This is a genomic window from Streptomyces sp. NPDC001220 (assembly GCF_053597895.1).
Genome location: NZ_JBSFJE010000009.1, coordinates 332,606 through 349,763, shown reverse-complemented (window position 1 = coordinate 349,763; position 17,158 = coordinate 332,606). Strand labels below are relative to the sequence as shown.

At 72.4% G+C, this 17,158-nt stretch carries 13 protein-coding genes; 10 read left to right on the top strand and 3 right to left on the bottom strand.

What is annotated here, in order from left to right:
* Together ACWDGI_RS23320 and ACWDGI_RS23315 are read right to left on the bottom strand one after the other, a co-directional pair.
* Complete coding sequence (locus ACWDGI_RS23320) at positions 1–744, bottom strand: aquaporin (protein ID WP_450761903.1); 744 nt, start codon at positions 742–744, stop codon at positions 1–3.
* Entirely contained in the window at positions 741–1,115 is a 375-nt protein-coding gene (locus ACWDGI_RS23315) for an ArsR/SmtB family transcription factor (protein ID WP_450761901.1), read from the bottom strand. Before ACWDGI_RS23315 ends, ACWDGI_RS23320 begins: the two co-directional genes overlap by 4 nt.
* Before the next feature lie 108 nt (positions 1,116–1,223).
* Here ACWDGI_RS23315 and arsM point away from each other — a divergent pair, with 108 nt between their 5' ends.
* The 8 genes from arsM to ACWDGI_RS23275 all read left to right on the top strand — a co-directional run bounded on the left by arsM (position 1,224) and on the right by ACWDGI_RS23275 (position 13,364).
* Complete coding sequence (gene arsM, locus ACWDGI_RS23310) at positions 1,224–2,117, top strand: arsenite methyltransferase (protein WP_450761899.1); 894 nt, start codon at positions 1,224–1,226, stop codon at positions 2,115–2,117.
* A 335-nt stretch (positions 2,118–2,452) separates the two neighbouring features.
* Positions 2,453–4,321, top strand: a complete 1,869-nt coding sequence (locus tag ACWDGI_RS23305; RefSeq protein ID WP_450761897.1) for a hypothetical protein — start codon at positions 2,453–2,455, stop codon at positions 4,319–4,321.
* Between the two features lie 63 nt (positions 4,322–4,384).
* Positions 4,385–5,671, top strand: coding sequence for a hypothetical protein (locus tag ACWDGI_RS23300; protein ID WP_450761895.1), 1,287 nt, complete (start codon positions 4,385–4,387; stop codon positions 5,669–5,671).
* Between the two features lie 31 nt (positions 5,672–5,702).
* Positions 5,703–8,291: a hypothetical protein gene (locus ACWDGI_RS23295; RefSeq protein WP_450761893.1), complete on the top strand. Its 2,589-nt coding sequence runs from the start codon at positions 5,703–5,705 to the stop codon at positions 8,289–8,291.
* A 106-nt stretch (positions 8,292–8,397) separates the two neighbouring features.
* The gene (locus ACWDGI_RS23290; RefSeq protein ID WP_450761892.1) at positions 8,398–9,984 is read left to right on the top strand and encodes a VWA domain-containing protein; all 1,587 of its coding nucleotides are present in this window, start codon (positions 8,398–8,400) and stop codon (positions 9,982–9,984) included.
* Positions 9,981–11,948: an outer membrane protein assembly factor BamB family protein gene (locus ACWDGI_RS23285; protein ID WP_450761890.1), complete on the top strand. Its 1,968-nt coding sequence runs from the start codon at positions 9,981–9,983 to the stop codon at positions 11,946–11,948. Before ACWDGI_RS23290 ends, ACWDGI_RS23285 begins: the two co-directional genes overlap by 4 nt.
* 75 nt (positions 11,949–12,023) lie before the next feature.
* On the top strand, positions 12,024–12,254 hold the full coding sequence (locus tag ACWDGI_RS23280) for a DUF5133 domain-containing protein (RefSeq protein ID WP_450761888.1): 231 nt from the start codon (positions 12,024–12,026) through the stop codon (positions 12,252–12,254).
* Positions 12,255–13,010: 756 nt separating this feature from the next.
* The gene (locus ACWDGI_RS23275) at positions 13,011–13,364 is read left to right on the top strand and encodes a PRC-barrel domain-containing protein (RefSeq protein WP_360492481.1); all 354 of its coding nucleotides are present in this window, start codon (positions 13,011–13,013) and stop codon (positions 13,362–13,364) included.
* Positions 13,365–13,505: 141 nt separating this feature from the next.
* On the opposite strand, the gene ACWDGI_RS23270 is transcribed toward ACWDGI_RS23275, so the two are convergent.
* On the bottom strand, positions 13,506–14,054 hold the full coding sequence (locus ACWDGI_RS23270) for a DUF4232 domain-containing protein (RefSeq protein WP_450761886.1): 549 nt from the start codon (positions 14,052–14,054) through the stop codon (positions 13,506–13,508).
* 490 nt (positions 14,055–14,544) lie between these two features.
* On the opposite strand from ACWDGI_RS23270, the gene ACWDGI_RS23265 reads away from it, so the two are divergent.
* Positions 14,545–16,698 carry a serine/threonine-protein kinase gene (locus ACWDGI_RS23265; protein ID WP_450761884.1) on the top strand — a complete coding sequence of 718 codons (2,154 nt, stop codon included), beginning with the start codon at positions 14,545–14,547 and terminating at the stop codon, positions 16,696–16,698.
* Between the two features lie 114 nt (positions 16,699–16,812).
* The gene (locus ACWDGI_RS23260; RefSeq protein ID WP_404168753.1) at positions 16,813–16,968 is read left to right on the top strand and encodes a DUF6131 family protein; all 156 of its coding nucleotides are present in this window, start codon (positions 16,813–16,815) and stop codon (positions 16,966–16,968) included.
* The last annotated feature ends 190 nt before the right edge of the window (positions 16,969–17,158 follow it).

The window sequence follows — 17,158 nt, the reverse complement described above, 5'->3', positions numbered from 1 at the left end:
TCAGGGGAGGGTGGGAGCGGCGAGTTCGGGCTCGCCAGGTACCGGTGGCGTCGGTGCCCGCGTGGGGGCCGGGCGGCCGAAGAGCGCTGTCACCAGCGCCAGTCCGAGTGCCGCGCCGCCGGCCTGCGCGGCGATGAACGGAGCGACCGAGCCGGGTGCGATGCCGGCGAAGGTGTCCGTGAAGGCCCGGCCGATCGTCACCGCCGGGTTCGCGAACGACGTCGACGACGTGAACCAGTACGCGGCGCCGATGTACGACGCCACCGCCACCGGGGCGAAGCGGTCACGGCCGGCCCGGGCCAGGCCGAGGACCAGGAGGACGAGGCCCGCGGTGGCCACGGTCTCGCCCAGCAGCAGATGGCCCGCCGAGCGGTCGTGCGTCGACCAGCGCACCAGCGGCGTGCCGAACATGGCGTCGGCCAGGACCGCTCCCGCGACCGCTCCCGCGATCTGGGCGGAAACGTACGCGGCGACGTCCCGGCCGCCGAGTCCGCCGCCCGTGCGCCGGCCGATGAACCAGGCCGCGAGCGTGACCACGGGGTTGAAGTGGGCGCCTGAGACCGGGCCGAGCAGCACGATGAGGACGCCGAGGCCGAAGACGGTGGCCAGGGAGTTGGCGAGCAGCCGGACGCCGACGTCGTGGGACAGTTCGGTGGCCTGGATGCCCGAACCGACCACGACTGTGACCAGCGCGGCGGTGCCGACGGCCTCGGCCAGGGCGCGGCGCCCCAGAGAGGTGCTCACGCCGGCGCCTTGACGGCCGCCGGAGTCGTGAGGAACACGGCGAGCCGGTCGAGAGCCGGTGGCAGCACCCAGTAGTAGACCCAGGTGCCGCGGCGCTCGCAGTCGATCAGTCCGGCCTGCCGCAGCAGCTTGAGGTGGTGGGAGATGGTCGGCTGGGACAGGTCGAAGGCCGGGGTCAGCTCACAGACGCAGACCTCGCCGCCCTCCCCGCGTGAGGCGATCATCGACAGCAGGCGGAGCCGGACCGGGTCCCCGAGGGCCTTGAACACCTTCGCCAGCTCGGTGGCCTGTTCCTCGTCCAGCGGCGCGGCGGTCAGCCCCGGGCAGCAGGCCGTGTCCTGGCCCAGCACCTCAAGCTCTTGTTTCGACATGCCTCTATGTTGACGTTTTTCGATCCAAGCCGCAAGGTTGCATCAACGAACGTCAATACAGGCCGTTCCGGGGTATCGCGATGCCCCGTCTCACCCAGGAGTGACGCCATGCGCGAGCAGTCCACAGACCTGCGCGAAACCGTCCGGCAGCGGTATGCCGCCGCAGCCGTGAAGGTCACCGGGGGCGGCACCGCCTGTTGCGGGCCCGAACCGGTCGAGGTCGACGAGAACTTCGGCTCCGCCCTCTACGCCGACGACGAGCGCGAGGCGCTGCCCGCCGAAGCGGTCGCCGCGTCCCTCGGCTGCGGCAACCCCACCGTCGTAGCCGAACTCCGCGAGGGCGAACGCGTCCTGGACCTCGGTTCCGGCGGCGGTATCGACGTCCTGCTCTCCGCCCGCCGCGTCGGCCCCACCGGCAAGGTGTACGGACTGGACATGACCGAGGAGATGCTCGCCCTGGCGCTCGGCAACGCGAGGAAGTCGGGCGCGACCAACGTCGAGTTCCTCAAGGGCACCATCGAGGCCGTCCCGCTGCCCGCGAACACCATCGACGTCGTCATCTCCAACTGCGTGATCAACCTGTCCGTCGACAAGCCCGCCGTCTTCGCCGAGATCTTCCGCGTCCTGAAGCCCGGCGGCCGTATCGGCGTCTTCGACGTCGTCGCCGAAGACGCCCTCACCGCCGGACAGCGGGCCGAACGCGGGGACTACGTCGGCTGCATCGCCGGTGCCCTGTCCTTCGCCGAGTACCGCGAGGGCCTGGCCGCCGCCGGCCTCACGGACGTCGAGATCACCCCGACGCACCCGGTCGCCGACGGCATGCACTCCGCCGTCGTCCGCGCGGTCAAGCCCTCCGGCGTCGCCGAGGAGAGCGGTTCGGCTCCGGCGGCGGGTACGTGCTGCGGTGTCTCCGCGTGCTGCTCCTCGGACGAGCGGGCCGCCGACCCCTCGGCCACGGTGGCCGAGGCCAAGGCCGCGTCGGGATGCGGCTGCCAGAGCTGACACGTCGCCGCTGTACGGGCGGGTCGGTGGAAACGGAGGCCGGCGGGTCGCAGGTGAAGCGTGCGGGCGCCGGGAGACCGAACGGCGACTCGATCGTTTCCCGCCCGATACCCCTCCGTTTCGCGTCCGATACCCGCCCGATACCCCTCCGGGAAAATCACCGATACCTCCATCGGTGGCGCAATTTCGTGTATCTTCACGACCGTCACACAAATCGCATCATCGCGTATTCGTGCATTTGTGCGCCCTTCTGAATCCGCTGGGGCGTCATTCGTTCGATTTATGTGAGGGCAGGGCAATCCGCGTACCGCGGAGCGTCCTGCCCTGGGGGGCACGTGAGAGCGCAGCAAGACAACGGGGTTCTGGGCCGTGACGACATCCTGACAGCCGCCGCCCGTGTGGTGCACGCCCTGGGCGCACCGGCGGCGGCCACCGCCGAACCGCGTCCCGAGCAGGTGTTTGAGCAGGTCGAACAAACGGTCAGGGATCGTCTGCCCGAGGTCGCCCGTCACTCGCCCGAGCGATGGCGGGCGGCGCTGCGGAAAATCGGCGAACAGGAGCGGCGGCACCTCTTTCCGGCGGGACGGGGGTGGCTCGCCACCGCACTCGCCGGCGGGGAAATGGCCGAGGCGACATTCGTGGAATGCGGCTGCGAGAGAATCCGCGTCACCCGTGTCACGGGAGACACGGGTGACGCCTTTCCGAGCGGTCGCGTTCTTTTCGAAGCGGAATGGGACACCCTCCCGGCCGGCGAGGGAGATCGCTCCGCCGGCCGAATACGACGACTTTTCGAGCTGGCGTCCGGAAAGCCCACGGCCGAGGAATTCGACCGGTCCCTGGGCCAGGCGCTGGAACGGGCCCTGCGAGGGCTGCCCGAGCCCCTGGCCGGGGACATACCGCTCGTCGTCGCCGTGCGGGCGGCCGGCTGGACCTGCCTGGAGCAGGCCGTCGAACGGCTCGCTCCGCCCACGGCCCTGCTGTGGCTGCGACTCCCGGCCGGATGGCCGGACGGCCCCGACGACCTGCTCGCCCCGACCCCGCTGCGCCGGACCCTGTGGTTCGCCGCCGCGCGCGTCCAGCCGTCCACCGGAGCGGTGCAGGTGGTGCGGCAGCCGCTGTTCTGGGCGGGCAGCACGGCACCCGTGCCGGGACGGGGGCCCGCGGAGCAGCTCGCCGAGGTAGAGGTGCAGGCCCACTCCGACGGCGAGGAACAGCCGCACGCCGGTGCCGTCGTCGTCACGGGACCGGTCGAGGACGCCCCCGCCGACTGGCACGCCGTCCGGGCCGACCGGCTGGTGCTCCCGGCGACGGGACAGGCGACGCTGCGCTACCGGCTCGACGGGCCCGGGCGGGTCCGGCTCCTGTACGAGGGCGGTCACCGGCCCGAGTCCACCGCCTGGACCACGCTCGTCGGCAGACTGCCGCGCAGACTCGCACCCCCGCGCCCCCTCGACCTGGTCCTGGCCGTGGAGACCGCGGTCCGGCGCCGGCAGGGCGCGGCCCAGCTGGCCGCCCGCGTCCGCCGGGCGAAGGCCGTCGTCGAGGCCGTGCGGGACGGCACCCGCCACCCGGAGTCGCTGCGGGTCGCGCTCATCGGCTACCGGGACCACATGCCGCTGGCCGGCCCCGGCGACACCAGCCCCCTCCACTACCGGACCGGATTCTCCCCCGTCACCTCGGCGCTGCGGATCCTGGAGGAGTGGGAGCCCAGCCCGCTCCACCACGACTTCGCCACCGGCCTCGAACACGTCCCGCACGAACTGCACTCCTGGCAGGGCCGGTGGCGCCCCGGCAGCCTGCGCGGCCTGATCGTCGTCGGATCGCGCCCGCCGCATCCGCACAGCCGGCAACCGCAGGCGGTGCGCCGACGGGCCCCGGTGCGGGTCTGTCCCGACCGGCTGGACTGGGTGACCGCGCTGGCCCGGCTCCGCCACGAGCAGCAGCTCAGCTGCCTCGCCCTGGTGGACGAGCCGGACTGGATGGACGACGACGGCGAACCGCTGGTGGCCCGCTGGGCCCGCCAGGCCTGGGCCCACATCGGCGCCCAGGGCTGTTTCGACGCGCACGAGGACCCGGAGCGGGTGGTGACGGGCCTGTTGCTCGACACCCGCGCCGGGACCGGTGACGCCGGGCTTCCGGGGCTCGCCCTGGCGGCGGGCCGGCCGGAGCGCTGGCTGCCGTACGTGCCGCCGCAGGCGCCCTGACACGACGTCGGGTGCCGCACACCGGCTTCCGCGCCGTGCGGAGGCCGCCGACCCAGGGGGAACATGAACGACCGAGACGACACCACCGAATCCGAACCGCAGCAGGCGGGGCGCAGCCGCGCCGACAGCGGCCGCAAGAACCCGTATGCCGCCTTCGAACAGCACCTCGCGCTGCCCGGCCCCACACCCTCGCCCGGCCCGCCCATGACGTTCCCCGCACAGGAGGACGTCCGGGTGGCGGAGGACGTGGAACAACGGACACCACCGCTGCCCCGCACCCGGCCGGGGCCGGGCAAGGAGCCGCCGGCGAAGTGGGCCGAGAGCACCGAGGAGTCCGTCGCCCCGGCCCCGACCGCCGACGGGAGCGACACGGTCGCGTCCACCATCACGCTGTGGGGCGGCATGGGCAGCGGCAAGTCGACCCTGCTGGCCGCGCTCACCCGGGCGCTGATGGATCCCGAGTACGGCTCGTGGAACGTGTTTCCCGAGGACCACGCCTCCAAGCAGTACCTCAGCGATCTCGCCCACACCTTCTACCGCGAACGCGTCTTTCCCAGCGCCACCCAGGACGAGCAACTGCCCGTCCGGCTCACGCTGGTCGGGGACGTCGGCGGAACTCCCTACTCCAGCAGGTCCGGTGGCAGGCGGCGGTGGCGCCGCGGCGGGCAGCCCGCGGCGGACGTGCTCGAATTCCGGGTCTCCCTGCGGGACATGCCCGGGGAGGCCTTCGACCTGCGCTCGGAGATGGGCGCCCTGATGGGGCCGCGGCTGGTCACCGACCTGGCCGACTCGCGGGCCATGGTGTACGTCCTCGACGCGGCCCGCGAGTGGCGGGTCAACGGCGAGAACGGGCCCGTGGACGAGGACGAGCGGCAGAGCGCCGACTTCTTCACCGAGGTCCTGGACGGGGTGGCGACCGAGATCGCCATCCGCGGGCACCGCGACGGGCACCGGCTGCCGCACAGCATCGCCGTCTGCCTGGCCAAGTTCGACGACGACGACGTGTTCCGGTTCGCCTGCGAGCACGGCAACGTACGGCTCAACCCGCGCACCGGCCAGCCCGAGGCCGTCGACGCCAAACGGCTCTTCGACGACCTGTGCGACCGCTTCCCGCACGGCAGCCTCGGCGAGATCAGGAACCAGATCGGCCGCTACTTCGTGCCCGAGCGCGTCGGCTACTTCGTGTGCAGCGCCGTCGGCTTCTGGGTCGATCCGGACCGGGGCTTCGACTTCGACAACCCCTCGCTGGTCAACGCCGTCGACGACAAGGTCCGGTTCGTGGCCCCGCCCCGGCCGGTCAACGTCATGGAGCCCTTCCTGTTCCTGCGCGGCCTGTCCCGGCAGCGATGACGTCCCGAGCGAGAGAGAGGGAGGTGCGCCCATGTCGTCCGACGGCGCCGGGCTGAGCGCGGGCTGGGCGGTCTGGGGCAAGCGCCCCCACAGCCCGCAGGGTTTCCATGTGATGGCGGCCTGGCCACCGCAGTGGAGCAGTTACTACACCAAGGCGATCCAGCACTGGTCTCCGGGCACGCCCTCGCCCGCCGACCGGCTGCCGTGGGTCACGGTCGGGCCGGGCACGAACCCGGACAACCGGATGTCCCTCGGGGTCTTCGTCCTCGACCGGACCGAGACGGCCGACGTGCACAGCCGGCCGATCAACCACGTCACCCACTTCTGGGTCTCCTACGAGGAGGCGGCCGACCGCGGTCTCGGCTGGAGCTCCCTGGCCCGCGCCGCCCTGGCCGGCCGGACCGGGCTCTCCAGCATCGCCGCGGGTGGCGAGTCCGGTGCGCTCCACGGCCCGGTACGCCTGCCGCTGTCCACCGACGAACACCTGATGAACGGCTTCGACGAGGAGTTCGTCTCGGCCAGCGACTCCCTGCTGCACTGGCACGCGGCGGTCGCCGCCCTGCTGCTGGACGGCCCGGTGGTGGTGACCGGCGCACCGGAGGACGACCCGCTGGAACGGCTGCGACTCCTGGACAACATCGCCGCCATGCTGCCGTACGGCCTGCGCGCGTGCCTGTCGGCCGCCACCGCCACCTCCTCCGGCGCCAACCACCGCATCGGCCTGTCCTGGGGGCGCGCCGCCCCCGGACGGGCCTGTGTGCCCTGGGGCGGCGCGGTGGGCGTCGAGCGGCTGTCCTCCGTGGCGCGCCACTACCACGACCTGCTGATCCACGCCTGGGAGTCCCGGGGCGGCCACACGGTCCTGGACCATCTGGCCCGCTGCACGGCCCTGCCCGACAGCGCTCACGCCGGCCTGCCGACGGCACAGCAGGCACATCGGTCGCTGTGCGCCATGGACCACGAACTCCAGGTCGAGGCGGAGGTGCTGCGCGGCGGGCCGGTGGCCGACGACGTGGTCGACGGCTTCCTGCGCGATCCGCGGACCAACCGCAGGACCGCCAGCATGATGGCCCGGGCGAAGCTCTCCGGGACCTCCACCGACCTGTCGCTGCTGCCTCCGTACCTGGACGATCCCCAGGTGGCGGCCTCGCTCCAGCTGCGGCTGCGCGAGGACCTGCGCGCCGGACGCTTCGCGGCCGCGCAGGAGAAGGTCAACAGCCTGCTGCGGGCCACCCGCGTGGAGGGCACCAACCTCGACGTCGTCGACCACGCCCTCGGCTACCTCGTGGCCCCGGTCGACGGACCCGACGAGGACATCGACATCACGGCCACCCTGAACCTGCTGCCGTCGCTGGAGCCGTTCACCCCCGGCACCATGCCCATCGCGCGCGGCGCGGTGGCCGCCCGGCCCGAGCTGACCTGGATCCTGCTGGACGGCGCGGCCGGCACCCCGGACCCCGCCGGTTCGGTCCGCCGCTGGCTGGAGTGGCTCGACAGCGGCGCCCGTGAGGAACTGGCGCTGCTGTACGACCTGTTGCGGCCGGAGACGGTCGTCTGGCAGCCGCAGTCCGGATGGCGGCCCGCCAAGCATCCCGACGAGGCCGCGCGGCTGCTGAGCCTGGCCGTCGCCTGCGGACGCGGCGACACCCTGCTGACCTCGTCGTTCTTCGACGATCTGAGCGACGCCCTGGGGTCGGGCGGGCCGGGCCGCGTCCTGCGCCTGCGCGGTGCGCGCACCGAACAGGAGGGGCTGCGGGCCACCCTGGCCGCCGGACCCCGCGCCGCCCTCGGCCTGGCCTCGCGAGCCCGCTGGGACCTGCTGTGCGCACTGGCCGGTGAGGCCCCGAGCGCGCTGCCGCACGACGCCGAGGCGCTGTCCAGGCAGGAGTTGAACCCCTATGCCGACACGCTGAAACGCCACCTGGACGAGCTGTCCCAGCATCGGCGCAAGACCGCCGCGAAGACCCTGCTGCGCTGTCTGCTGCGCTTCGACCCGGCCACCGGACGGCGCCCGGGAGCGGCGGCCCGGGCCGTGACCGAACGCCTGGTGCAGGAGCCGACGGACCCCGCACTGCGCCGCATCACCGCCGAGTCCGTCTCCGACCTGATGGCGGCGCCCGGCTGGCGTGCGCAGGACGAGGAGGCCGCCTGGCTGGAGCGGCTGGCGCAGTCCGTACCGCAGATCAGCGGCACACTGCGCCTGTACGCACTGGGCGAAGTGGCCCGGGACGGGGCCCTGAGCGCCGAGGAGTTCGGCAGGAGGCTGCGCTCGGCGCAGCGCGCCGGTGCGACCCGAGCCCAGCTCTGCGGCCCGCTGGCCGCCTGGGCGGAAGGCCGGGCGCGCCCCGGTACGGCGGTGCTGGAGCTGCTGGACGCCTACCGGGAGGCCTACCGGGAACAGGGCGATCCGGCCGGACCGGAGCAACGGGCGCTGCTGGAGCAGGAGTTGTGGGAGCGGCTCGGCGAGCGGCTGTGGAGCGCGTACTTCGAGGCGGCCGAGGCCCACCTGCGGGACCAGGAGGAGCGGGCCACGGACGCCATCCGACGCAACGAGCAACTGCGCGAGGAGGCCCGGCATCGCCGGCAGGTGCTCAGAACGCTGCACCTGACCCGCCGCTGAGCGACCCGACCACCGACCCCGTCCGTACGCGAACCACCCATCGCGCCGGGGGTGTTCACCACCCGCGAGTCTCGACCGGGCCACGCCCAGGAAGAGTTGGCACGTCATGATCACATCCGCTCCGTCCGCGCTGCGCGTACGCGCGAGTGCCACGGCCCTGTTCCTCACCGCCGCGATGCTCCTCGGCGCCTCGTCGCCCCGGGCCGACGACCTGCCCGCGGCGCCGTCCCCCGACGACATCTGCCGCTCCCTGCACGTCGACGACGTGCCCGCCTCGTACGTCGTCCTCGTCGACACCTCCTCCTCGATGGAGGACCGCGGCCCCGACGGCGCCACCCAGTACGACACCGTGCGGAAACGGCTGCGGTCGTTCCTCGCGGGACTCGGGCCCTCGGACCAGGTGGCGCTGGTTTCCTTCGGGCGCTCCGTCGGCGTCGTCCACCCGCTGGGCCCGGCGGCCGGCGCGCGGGACGCGGTCGACGACCTGCCCGCGCGGGCCACGGAGACCGCGAGCGACCCCGGCAGCGCCCTGGAGACCGCCGCCGACCAACTGCGCGACAGCCGTACGCCGGTGGCGGCGGTGCTGCTGCTCACCGACGGGGCGATCAACGCCCCCGACAGCGCGTACGCCAAGCTGGGCTCGCCGAGCTGGCGCAAGCTCGGCGAGCGCTACCGCGCGCTGGGCCAGGACCGCACGGTGGTCGGCTACGGACTGCCGCTCGCCGACGACACGCACGTCTCCGACATCCTGGGCGCGGTCGTCGCGACGCCGCGCATCCTCCCGGTCGGCGCGGCCGCCCTGGGAACCCAGCTGAACAGCGCCAAGGACCGGGTCCGGACCGACAAGGCGGTCCGCACCCTGCGCGACGACGCCGGCGCGGGGGTGCGGCTGTCCCTGACCGACGGCACCTCCGGCACCGGCTCCGACGCACTCGACCTCGGCACCGGCGACCGCGAAGGCGCACGGCGGCAGACGGTACGGCTCACCGTCACCTCCACCGCCCACCACGTGCCGCTCCGGGTCCGGCTGCACACCCGAACCGACGGGGGCGGCCCGGCGGTGACCTCCGTCGGACTGCCGGACGAGGCCGTCACCCTCGCACCGGGTGCGCGGCGGACCTACCACCTGACCCTGCTCTGGCGTCAGGACCCGCGGTCCGCCCTCGCCCCTTCCACCAAGCCCTTCGAGACGGGACTGGCCGTCTCCGCCGAGGTGACGTCGTCATGGACGCCCACGGTCCACGGGGCACTGGGCTACCCCGGTTTCCGGCTCGCCGATCCCGCCACGGCGCGGGTGCGGCTGCACGGCCAGGTGCCCGGCGAACCGCCCGCGTGGCTGTACCCGGTGCTGGTCGTGCTGGTGCTCGGCGGGGTGCTGGCGGGGTGGACGGCGTACCGACGGCGCAACCACCCGCTGTCCGGGACGCTCGTCATCACGGACCTGCGCTCGGGCGACCGGGTCCACCATCCCCTGGACGGGCGGCTGTTCGCGAAGGACGTCGAGGTCGCACAGGTACGCGCCCGGGTCAGGGTCCGCGGACGGGGCCCGGCCGGGCGCACGGTGCTGGCCGTGGAGTGCGTGCGGGAACCCGTACGCGCCAACGCCCCCCGCCTGGTCGACAGCGGGGAGTGCGAACTCGGCAAGTCGACCGTCCTGTGCGGGATCGGCTTCTCCCACACGTCCGACCGGTGACGGGAGCACAGGTGGACCCCTCCGCGCCCGCGGTCCCGCACCCGGGTCCCGCCCCGATCGTCGCCCTGGAGCGGTCCGACCCCGCCGAGGCCGCGGGGTTCCGGCTGCTGGGCCGGCTGGCCACCGGCGGCTTCGGCCACATCTACCTGGGCAGACGGGCGGTCGACCACGCCGTGGACCCGGGCGGCGACCCGTACACGCTGGCGGCCGTGAAACTGCTCAAGCAGGAGTACTCCGGCAACACCCTGCACGTGCAGCGCTTCCGTCAGGAGAGCAAGGCGCTCCTGCGGGGGGCCGGCGCCCGCATCCCCGAACTGCTGTCCTTCGAGTTCGACGCGGGCAGGCCGCCCGCCATCGCCACCCGGTTCATCCCCGGGCCCGCCCTGTACCGGGTGATGGCGGTGCACGGCGGAGCGCTGCCGGCCGGGACCGGTTACGCCGTGGGAGCCGACCTGGTCGACACCCTGCTCGCGGCGCACGACCAGGGCGTGTGGCATCGCGACCTGCACCCGGGGAACGTCCTGCTGACGGCGGACGGGCCGTGGATCATCGACTTCGGTCTGACCCGGATCCGCGGCCAGCAGCTGACCCGGCCCCTCGACCAGGCCTTCGGCAATCCCCACTACTGCGCGCCGGAGCAGCTGGCGGGCCTGGCCGAGACGGACGCGGCCACCGACGTCTTCGGGATCGCGGCGATCCTGCTCTACGTACTGACCGGGCACGCGCCCTACCCGGGACCGCGGACCGCCGCCGGGCGGGCGGCGGATCTGTCCGGGCTTCCGCGGGACCAGGCCGCGCAGACGGTCGCCGCCTGTCTCGCCGAACGCGCCGGCGACCGGCCCTCGCTCGGCGAACTGCGCTCGGCGCTCGGCGAGCCCGGCGCTTTCACGCTGCCGGCCGGTGTCCGGCGGGCCCTGGACACACACCGCGCCCTGCTCACGGAGTTCCTGCGTGGCGCGGACAACGAGGCCGACCTCACCGTGCCGTTCCGGCCGGGCCGCCGCAGCTGGAGCAGGCGGGTGGGGGAGTGGGCGCACGCCCTCGCGGCCGTCGGGGACGACACCGTGGCCACCGCCGACGGAGCGGGCCGGCTGCACTGGCTGCACCCGGGGACGGGCGCGGTGGAACGCACCGATGTCGGATTCCGGCCGCCGTTGCGGCTGTACGGGGGAGAGCGGGCGATCCTCGTCCAGGACGCCGCCGGACGGCTGGAGGCCTGGGACACCGTGTCCCGGACGCGTCGCTGGTCGGTGCCTGAACCGGGTGGCCGGGGCCCGGCTCCGGCGCTGCTGCACGGACGCAATGTCCTGCTCGGCGACGCCGGGGGAAGGGTGCACCACTTCGACGCCGACACCCGTCTCGTGTGGTGGCAGGGCGAACCGTTGCCGATCGCCACCGCGCTGGCCGCCGGCCGGCAGCGGGTGTACGCGCTCGTCGATCACGGACGGCGGCTGCACGCCCTCGACGACGAGGACGGCAGGGTGGCCTGGGCGGCGCCGGTCGCTCTGCAGGCACCGGTGCGGGCGATGCCGCTGCCGGAGCGGGACGCGGTGTACCTCGCCGACACGCGGGGCGCGTTGTACTGCGTTGCGGCGTCCGACGGCGCGCTGCGCTGGCGGGTACGGCTGGGGGCGCCGGTCGTCGCCGCGCCGGTGCGGGTGGGCGACGCGGTGGTCGTCGGCGACACGGCCGGAGTGGTGCACGCCCGTGATCTCGCCACGGGAGCGGAGAGGTGGCGGAGCGCCGGCCCGGGAGGGGACGAGGTCTTCGCGCTGTGTGCCACCGGAACCGTCGTGGTGTGGGGCGGGTGGCAGGGGCGCCTGCACGTCGTCGACGGGCTCGAGGGCACCTCACTGCAGAGTTTCGACATGCGCGGTCAGGTGCTCGCCGTGGTCTGTGCCCCCTCGCAGGAGGCCGTGTACGCGGCGACCGCGAGTGGCGAGGTGCACGGCGTACCGCTGTGACCAGCCCGTCGCATGGGCGGGTGGGCCGGGGGTAACCGCATCGCGTGTCGCAGGCCAAGTGAAGGGAGACCTCTGGTGCTGATGGCTCACCCCGCGGTGTTGAAGGACCTGGTCGCGCAGTACGACACGTTGCGCGTGCTGCACGCCGAGAACGGCAGCCCCGCCACACAGCGGCGGATGGACGACATCGCCTACACACTGTGCGTCTCGACCGGCGCCCAGGACGTCGACTTCGCCCTCGTCGCCGCCCGCCACCGGCTTCCCGGCGCCCGCCCCCAGGACGACTCCGTACTCGGCGCCGACTGAGCTCGCGCCTTCGCGGCCTCCGGGGCGGGCCTTGATCATGGATGGCCGGGCGCCATGAAGCGCGGGGTCAGCGGCGCAGCATCATGACGACAACGACGATGACGATGATCACGACGATGGTGCCCAGACCTATGTACACGGGTTTCTCCTTCTTCAGGGGGGCGGCACTCATCGGTGCCGCAGAAACCGGGTGCCCCCGTAATCGCTTTTCAGCCTTCAGACTTCTTCGGCATGTTCGGCATGTTCGGCGGTAGGGCCCGGGGCCGGCGGAAGAACGCGGGCCGCGTGACGTCACAGCCACATCCGTGTCCGCCACCGAAACACCGGACCCAGAGGGAACATGCGTCGACGCTCTCCCGTCCGCGAGATATCCGGCCCAGGGCGCTCTTTTGGAAAACGCGTGAGATGACAGCCCGGGTACGTGAATTTCTTTGATCGACGAGGCGTTGGCTTGATCTGTCCCGCTGTCCCGCTGTCCCGCTGTCCCGCTGTCCCGCTGTCCCGTCAGTGCCGCCCTGCGCCGCCGGGCGGGAGGTGGTCACCGCGTTGCCGACAGCACGTCTCGACGGGCCGAAGAGGTTTTCAGGATTTTCTGCCGAGTTGATGTGTGGGGTTTCGGATCATGGGCACCCACTGATTTGACAGAGCGTATCCGAATATCACAGAGCCGCTGATCCGCTGCGTGGTTTCGGCTGTTCAGCGTGAAATCTCTGTCGTGAAATGTCTGTCGTGCAATCTCTATGAGGGAGTAGTTTTATGAGTGACAACATCTGGGGCTACCAGCCGACTTCCGGCCACACCACCGGAATCGACCTGATCGGGTACAAGGTCGAAGCCACGGACGGCGCCATCGGAAAGGTCGACAAGCACTCGGACGACGTCAACTCCTCGTATCTGGTGGTCGACACGGGCGTCTGGATCTTCGGCAAGCACGTTCTGCTGCCGGCCGGCACCGTGCGCACCGTCGACCAGGCCGAGCGGAAGATCTTCGTCGACCTCACCAAGGACGAGATCAAGAACTCGCCGGAGTTCGACAAGGACAAGCACGTGGGCGACGCGGGCTACCACGAGCAGGTGGGCAGCTACTACACGGACCAGCGCCGCATCTGACCCCTCGGGGCCCGAACCCGCTCAGCGGGGGCCGACCGCGGAACACCGCGGTCGGCCCCCGCATGTGCGTGCGGCCGCCGTTTCGCCGTCGCCGTCGCCGTCGCCGTCGGCGAGGCGGACCGGCGGCGGCCGCCGGGGCCGCTACCAGGCGAGGGCGTCCCTCGCGTTGTCCTGCCAGTAGGTGACGGTGGCGGCGCTGTTGAAGAAGACACCGGCATTCGGCAGCTTCAGGGTCTTCTCCTTGTTGATCGCCTTGCCCTTCCGGTCGGCGAAGAGCACGCCCAGGGTCTTCTCCTTGGCTCCGCCTTCGCCTTCGGGGGAGGACGTCGTGATGCCCGCGTACGCGGACCGGCCGGGGTCGAGCGTCACCACGGCCTGCGGCGTGGTCTCCTCGGCCCACGGCAGCGGGGCTTGGGCGTCGGCGCCGGCCCTCAGGTAGGGGGCGATGTAGGCGTAGCAGGGCTTGGTGCCGGTGTTGGTGGCCTTGAGCAGCAGGTGGTTGATCGGGCGGGACACCTCGGTGACGGTCAGCTTGGTGTTCGCCGTGGTGCAGGTGACGACCGACGTGGCCTTCTTGGTGGCGGCGGAGGCGGTCTGTTCGGTGGCCTGGAAGCCGACGAGGGCGAGGGCGGCGGCGACGACCATGGAGGAGGCGGCCGCGCGGGAGACGAGACGAGTGGCGATACGCATGAGTGAGCTGCTTTCTGCGAACATTCGGAAGGCGAACTTCCGGTTGTGGGCTGTGCCGGACGGACCTGTCTTGGTGCGCTGCGTGTGGTGTGCGTGGGCGCGCCGGAAGTGCGGGCCGTGAACGCGGGGTTGAGCGAGGACGATCGCCCCGTCCGGTGGGGCGCCGTTCTCGATGACCGAAGCCTGTGCCCTGCGGCGTCCCGTCCGCCATTCCCCTCGGGAGTTTCGGGACGCTGGAATGCCCATACCGGCTCTGAGCTGCGGAAACGTGGTCCTCCTGGAATGCCGAATGGGATGGCGGACCGTGCGGGCGGCTGACGAGACGTCGGCTGCGGCGTCGGCTGCGGAGTTGGCTTCGGTATCGGCTGCGGCGTCGGCTTCGGTGTCGGCGCCGCCATCGGCTCCGGCTTGGGTGCGGCTCCGTTTCCGGGACGGCAGGCCCTAATGTGATCCCCGTGAGGCAGGCAGGCGCTGGGAAGGGTGATCGGCGATGACGCCCCTGAGCACCGGGGACCCGGAGTCCATAGGCGGCTACACCCTCCTCGGACGGCTCGGGACGGGCGGCATGGGAGTCGTCTATCTGGGAGTCTCCGCCTCGGGACGGCAGGTCGCGGTCAAGCTCGTACACGGGCCGTACGCTCAGGAAGAGGAGTTCCGCACGCGCTTCCGGCAGGAGATCGCGGCAGCGCGCAGAGTGAGCGGCGCCTTCACCGCGCCGGTCGTGGACGCCGACCCGGACGCCGACCGGCCGTGGATGGCGACGCTCTACGTGCCGGGGTCCAACCTTGCCGAAGTCGTGGAGAAGGACGGCCCGTTGAGCCGGGCGGAACTGCGCGCGCTGGGGCTGGGGCTCACCGAGGCGCTGCGCGACATCCACCGGGCGGGCCTGGTGCACCGGGACCTCAAACCGCGCAACGTCCTGATGACCGAGGACGGGCCGCGCGTCATCGACTTCGGCATATCGCGCGCTTCCGACAACCAGAACCTGACCACGACCGGGCGGATGATCGGCACCCCGCCCTTCATGTCGCCGGAACAACTGGCCTCGCCCCGGGACGTCACCCCGGCCTCGGACGTGTTCTCGCTGGGGTCACTACTGGTGTTCGCGGCCGTCGGCACGGGACCGTTCGACGCCGACAGCCCGTACATAACCGGCTATCAGGTGGTGCACGGGACCCCCGACCTCGCCGGCGTGCCCGAAGCGTTCCTGGGCATCGTCGAGCGCTGCCTGGACAAGGACCCGGCCGCACGGCCGGAACTGACGGACATCCACCGCATGCTCCAGGCGCTGCCGGAATCCGACGCCGCCGAGTCCCCGGGGGCCCGGTCCGCGGAACACCGCGTCCGCCCCACTCCTCGGAGCGCGGCCACCGCCCCCACGGGCGCCGCGGCCGGCACCGGCACCGGCACCGGGAAGCGACGTCGGGCCCGGATACTGCTCACCGGCCTCGGCACGGCGCTGGCCGTCGCGGGGCTGGCCGTCGGGGTGGGCGTCTTCGCCTCCGCTCCGGACACCCCCGCCTCCCGGACCGCCTCGGACGCCACCGCCCGTCCCGCGTCACTGCCCGCCGGCTGGCGGCCGTGGCAGAAGGAGCTGCGGTACGACGTGAAGGGTGTCCCTCTCGACTACGACAGCCCCGGATGCGTGGCGGCGGGAAGCGCCCTGTTCTGCGGCGGTACGGGTTTCACGGCCGCCAGGATCGACGCGGCCTCCGGCCGCACCCTGTGGCGGACCGGTACCCGCCCTCAGGGGGCGCAGCCGATCGGCGTCCGCGACGGGCTGGTCTATGTGTACGAGGATCCGGACGACAGCACCAGGCGCGTGGTGGCCCTCGACGCCGCTACCGGGCACCGGCGGTGGCAACGCGACATCAACAAGTCCGAGGCCGCGGTCCTGTACGACGGCGGGCTGCTGACCCTGTCCCCCGACTACTCGTCGTTCGTGGCCTACGGGCCTTCCGGCAAGGAACTGTGGCAGGCACCCTCGCTGGCCGAGTACTGCACTCCGTCGGCGCTGGGAGGCGTCCCCTACGCCCTGTGCTCGGAGGGCACCGAGCCCGGCAAGGCCCCGGTCGAGCTGATGAAACTCGGACCCGGCAGCCTGACCTCGACCGCCACCCTGCCCAAGAAGGCGGAAGCGCTCGGCACGGTCGGCGGACAGCCCCTTTTCCTCGCCCCCCAGACCGCGAAGGACGTGTACGAAGCCGGCTACGAGCGGCCGTACAACGCACTGCTGCGGGTGGTTCGGGAAACCGGGCAGATCAGACGGATACCGCTGGCACATCCGCTGACCGGCGCGGCCACCCTGGTGGACGGCGTCGTCTACTTCGTCCGGTCCGACGGGACGGTCACCGCGGTGTCGGCGGACAGCGGCAGGCAGCTCTGGCACAAGGTGACGGACGTGGAGAGCCTCTCCGCGCCCGCGGTGTCGGCGACGTACAAGCGGGTCTACTTCTCCAACCGCTTCGGCCGTCTGCTGGCACTGGACAGCCGCACCGGAGCGGAGGTCTGGCGCACCTCCGCGCTGGACGACCCCGGGGACAAGGCGCAGGGGTATCCGCCGCGAGTGCTGTTCGTCAAGGACGCGATCGTGGCGATGGCCGGTGACACGGCCTTCTCCCGGAGCCCGGACGGACCCAGCTGAGGCGCCCTGACGGACCCAGCTGACGGACATCCTCCCGGGCAGGCATCTCCGGCCGCGTACATCCTCGGAGGACGGGTACTCGGTGAGCCGCGAAGATTACCCACTGGAGGAGTCATGATCGCTCTCGGTGTCATTCTGCTCATCGTCGGATTCCTCACGGGAATCGGCATTCTCTGGACGATAGGAATCGTCCTGCTGGTCATCGGTCTCATCCTGTGGGTCCTGGGTTCCGTGGGCCACGCGGTGGGCGGTCGCCGCCACTACTGGTGACCCACTCCCCGCACCTCCGGTGCGCTCCTCGCGCCTGGCCCGGCACCGGGCCGTCGCGGCGGGCACCAGCCCGGAGCGCACGCGGCCCGGGCACACCACGGGCCGGAAGACACGGGCCGGAAGACATCGGCGTCCGGTCCGTCTTCCGGCCCGTACCAGTCCCCGGCGCCGCCTTCCGCCCGCGAGCGCC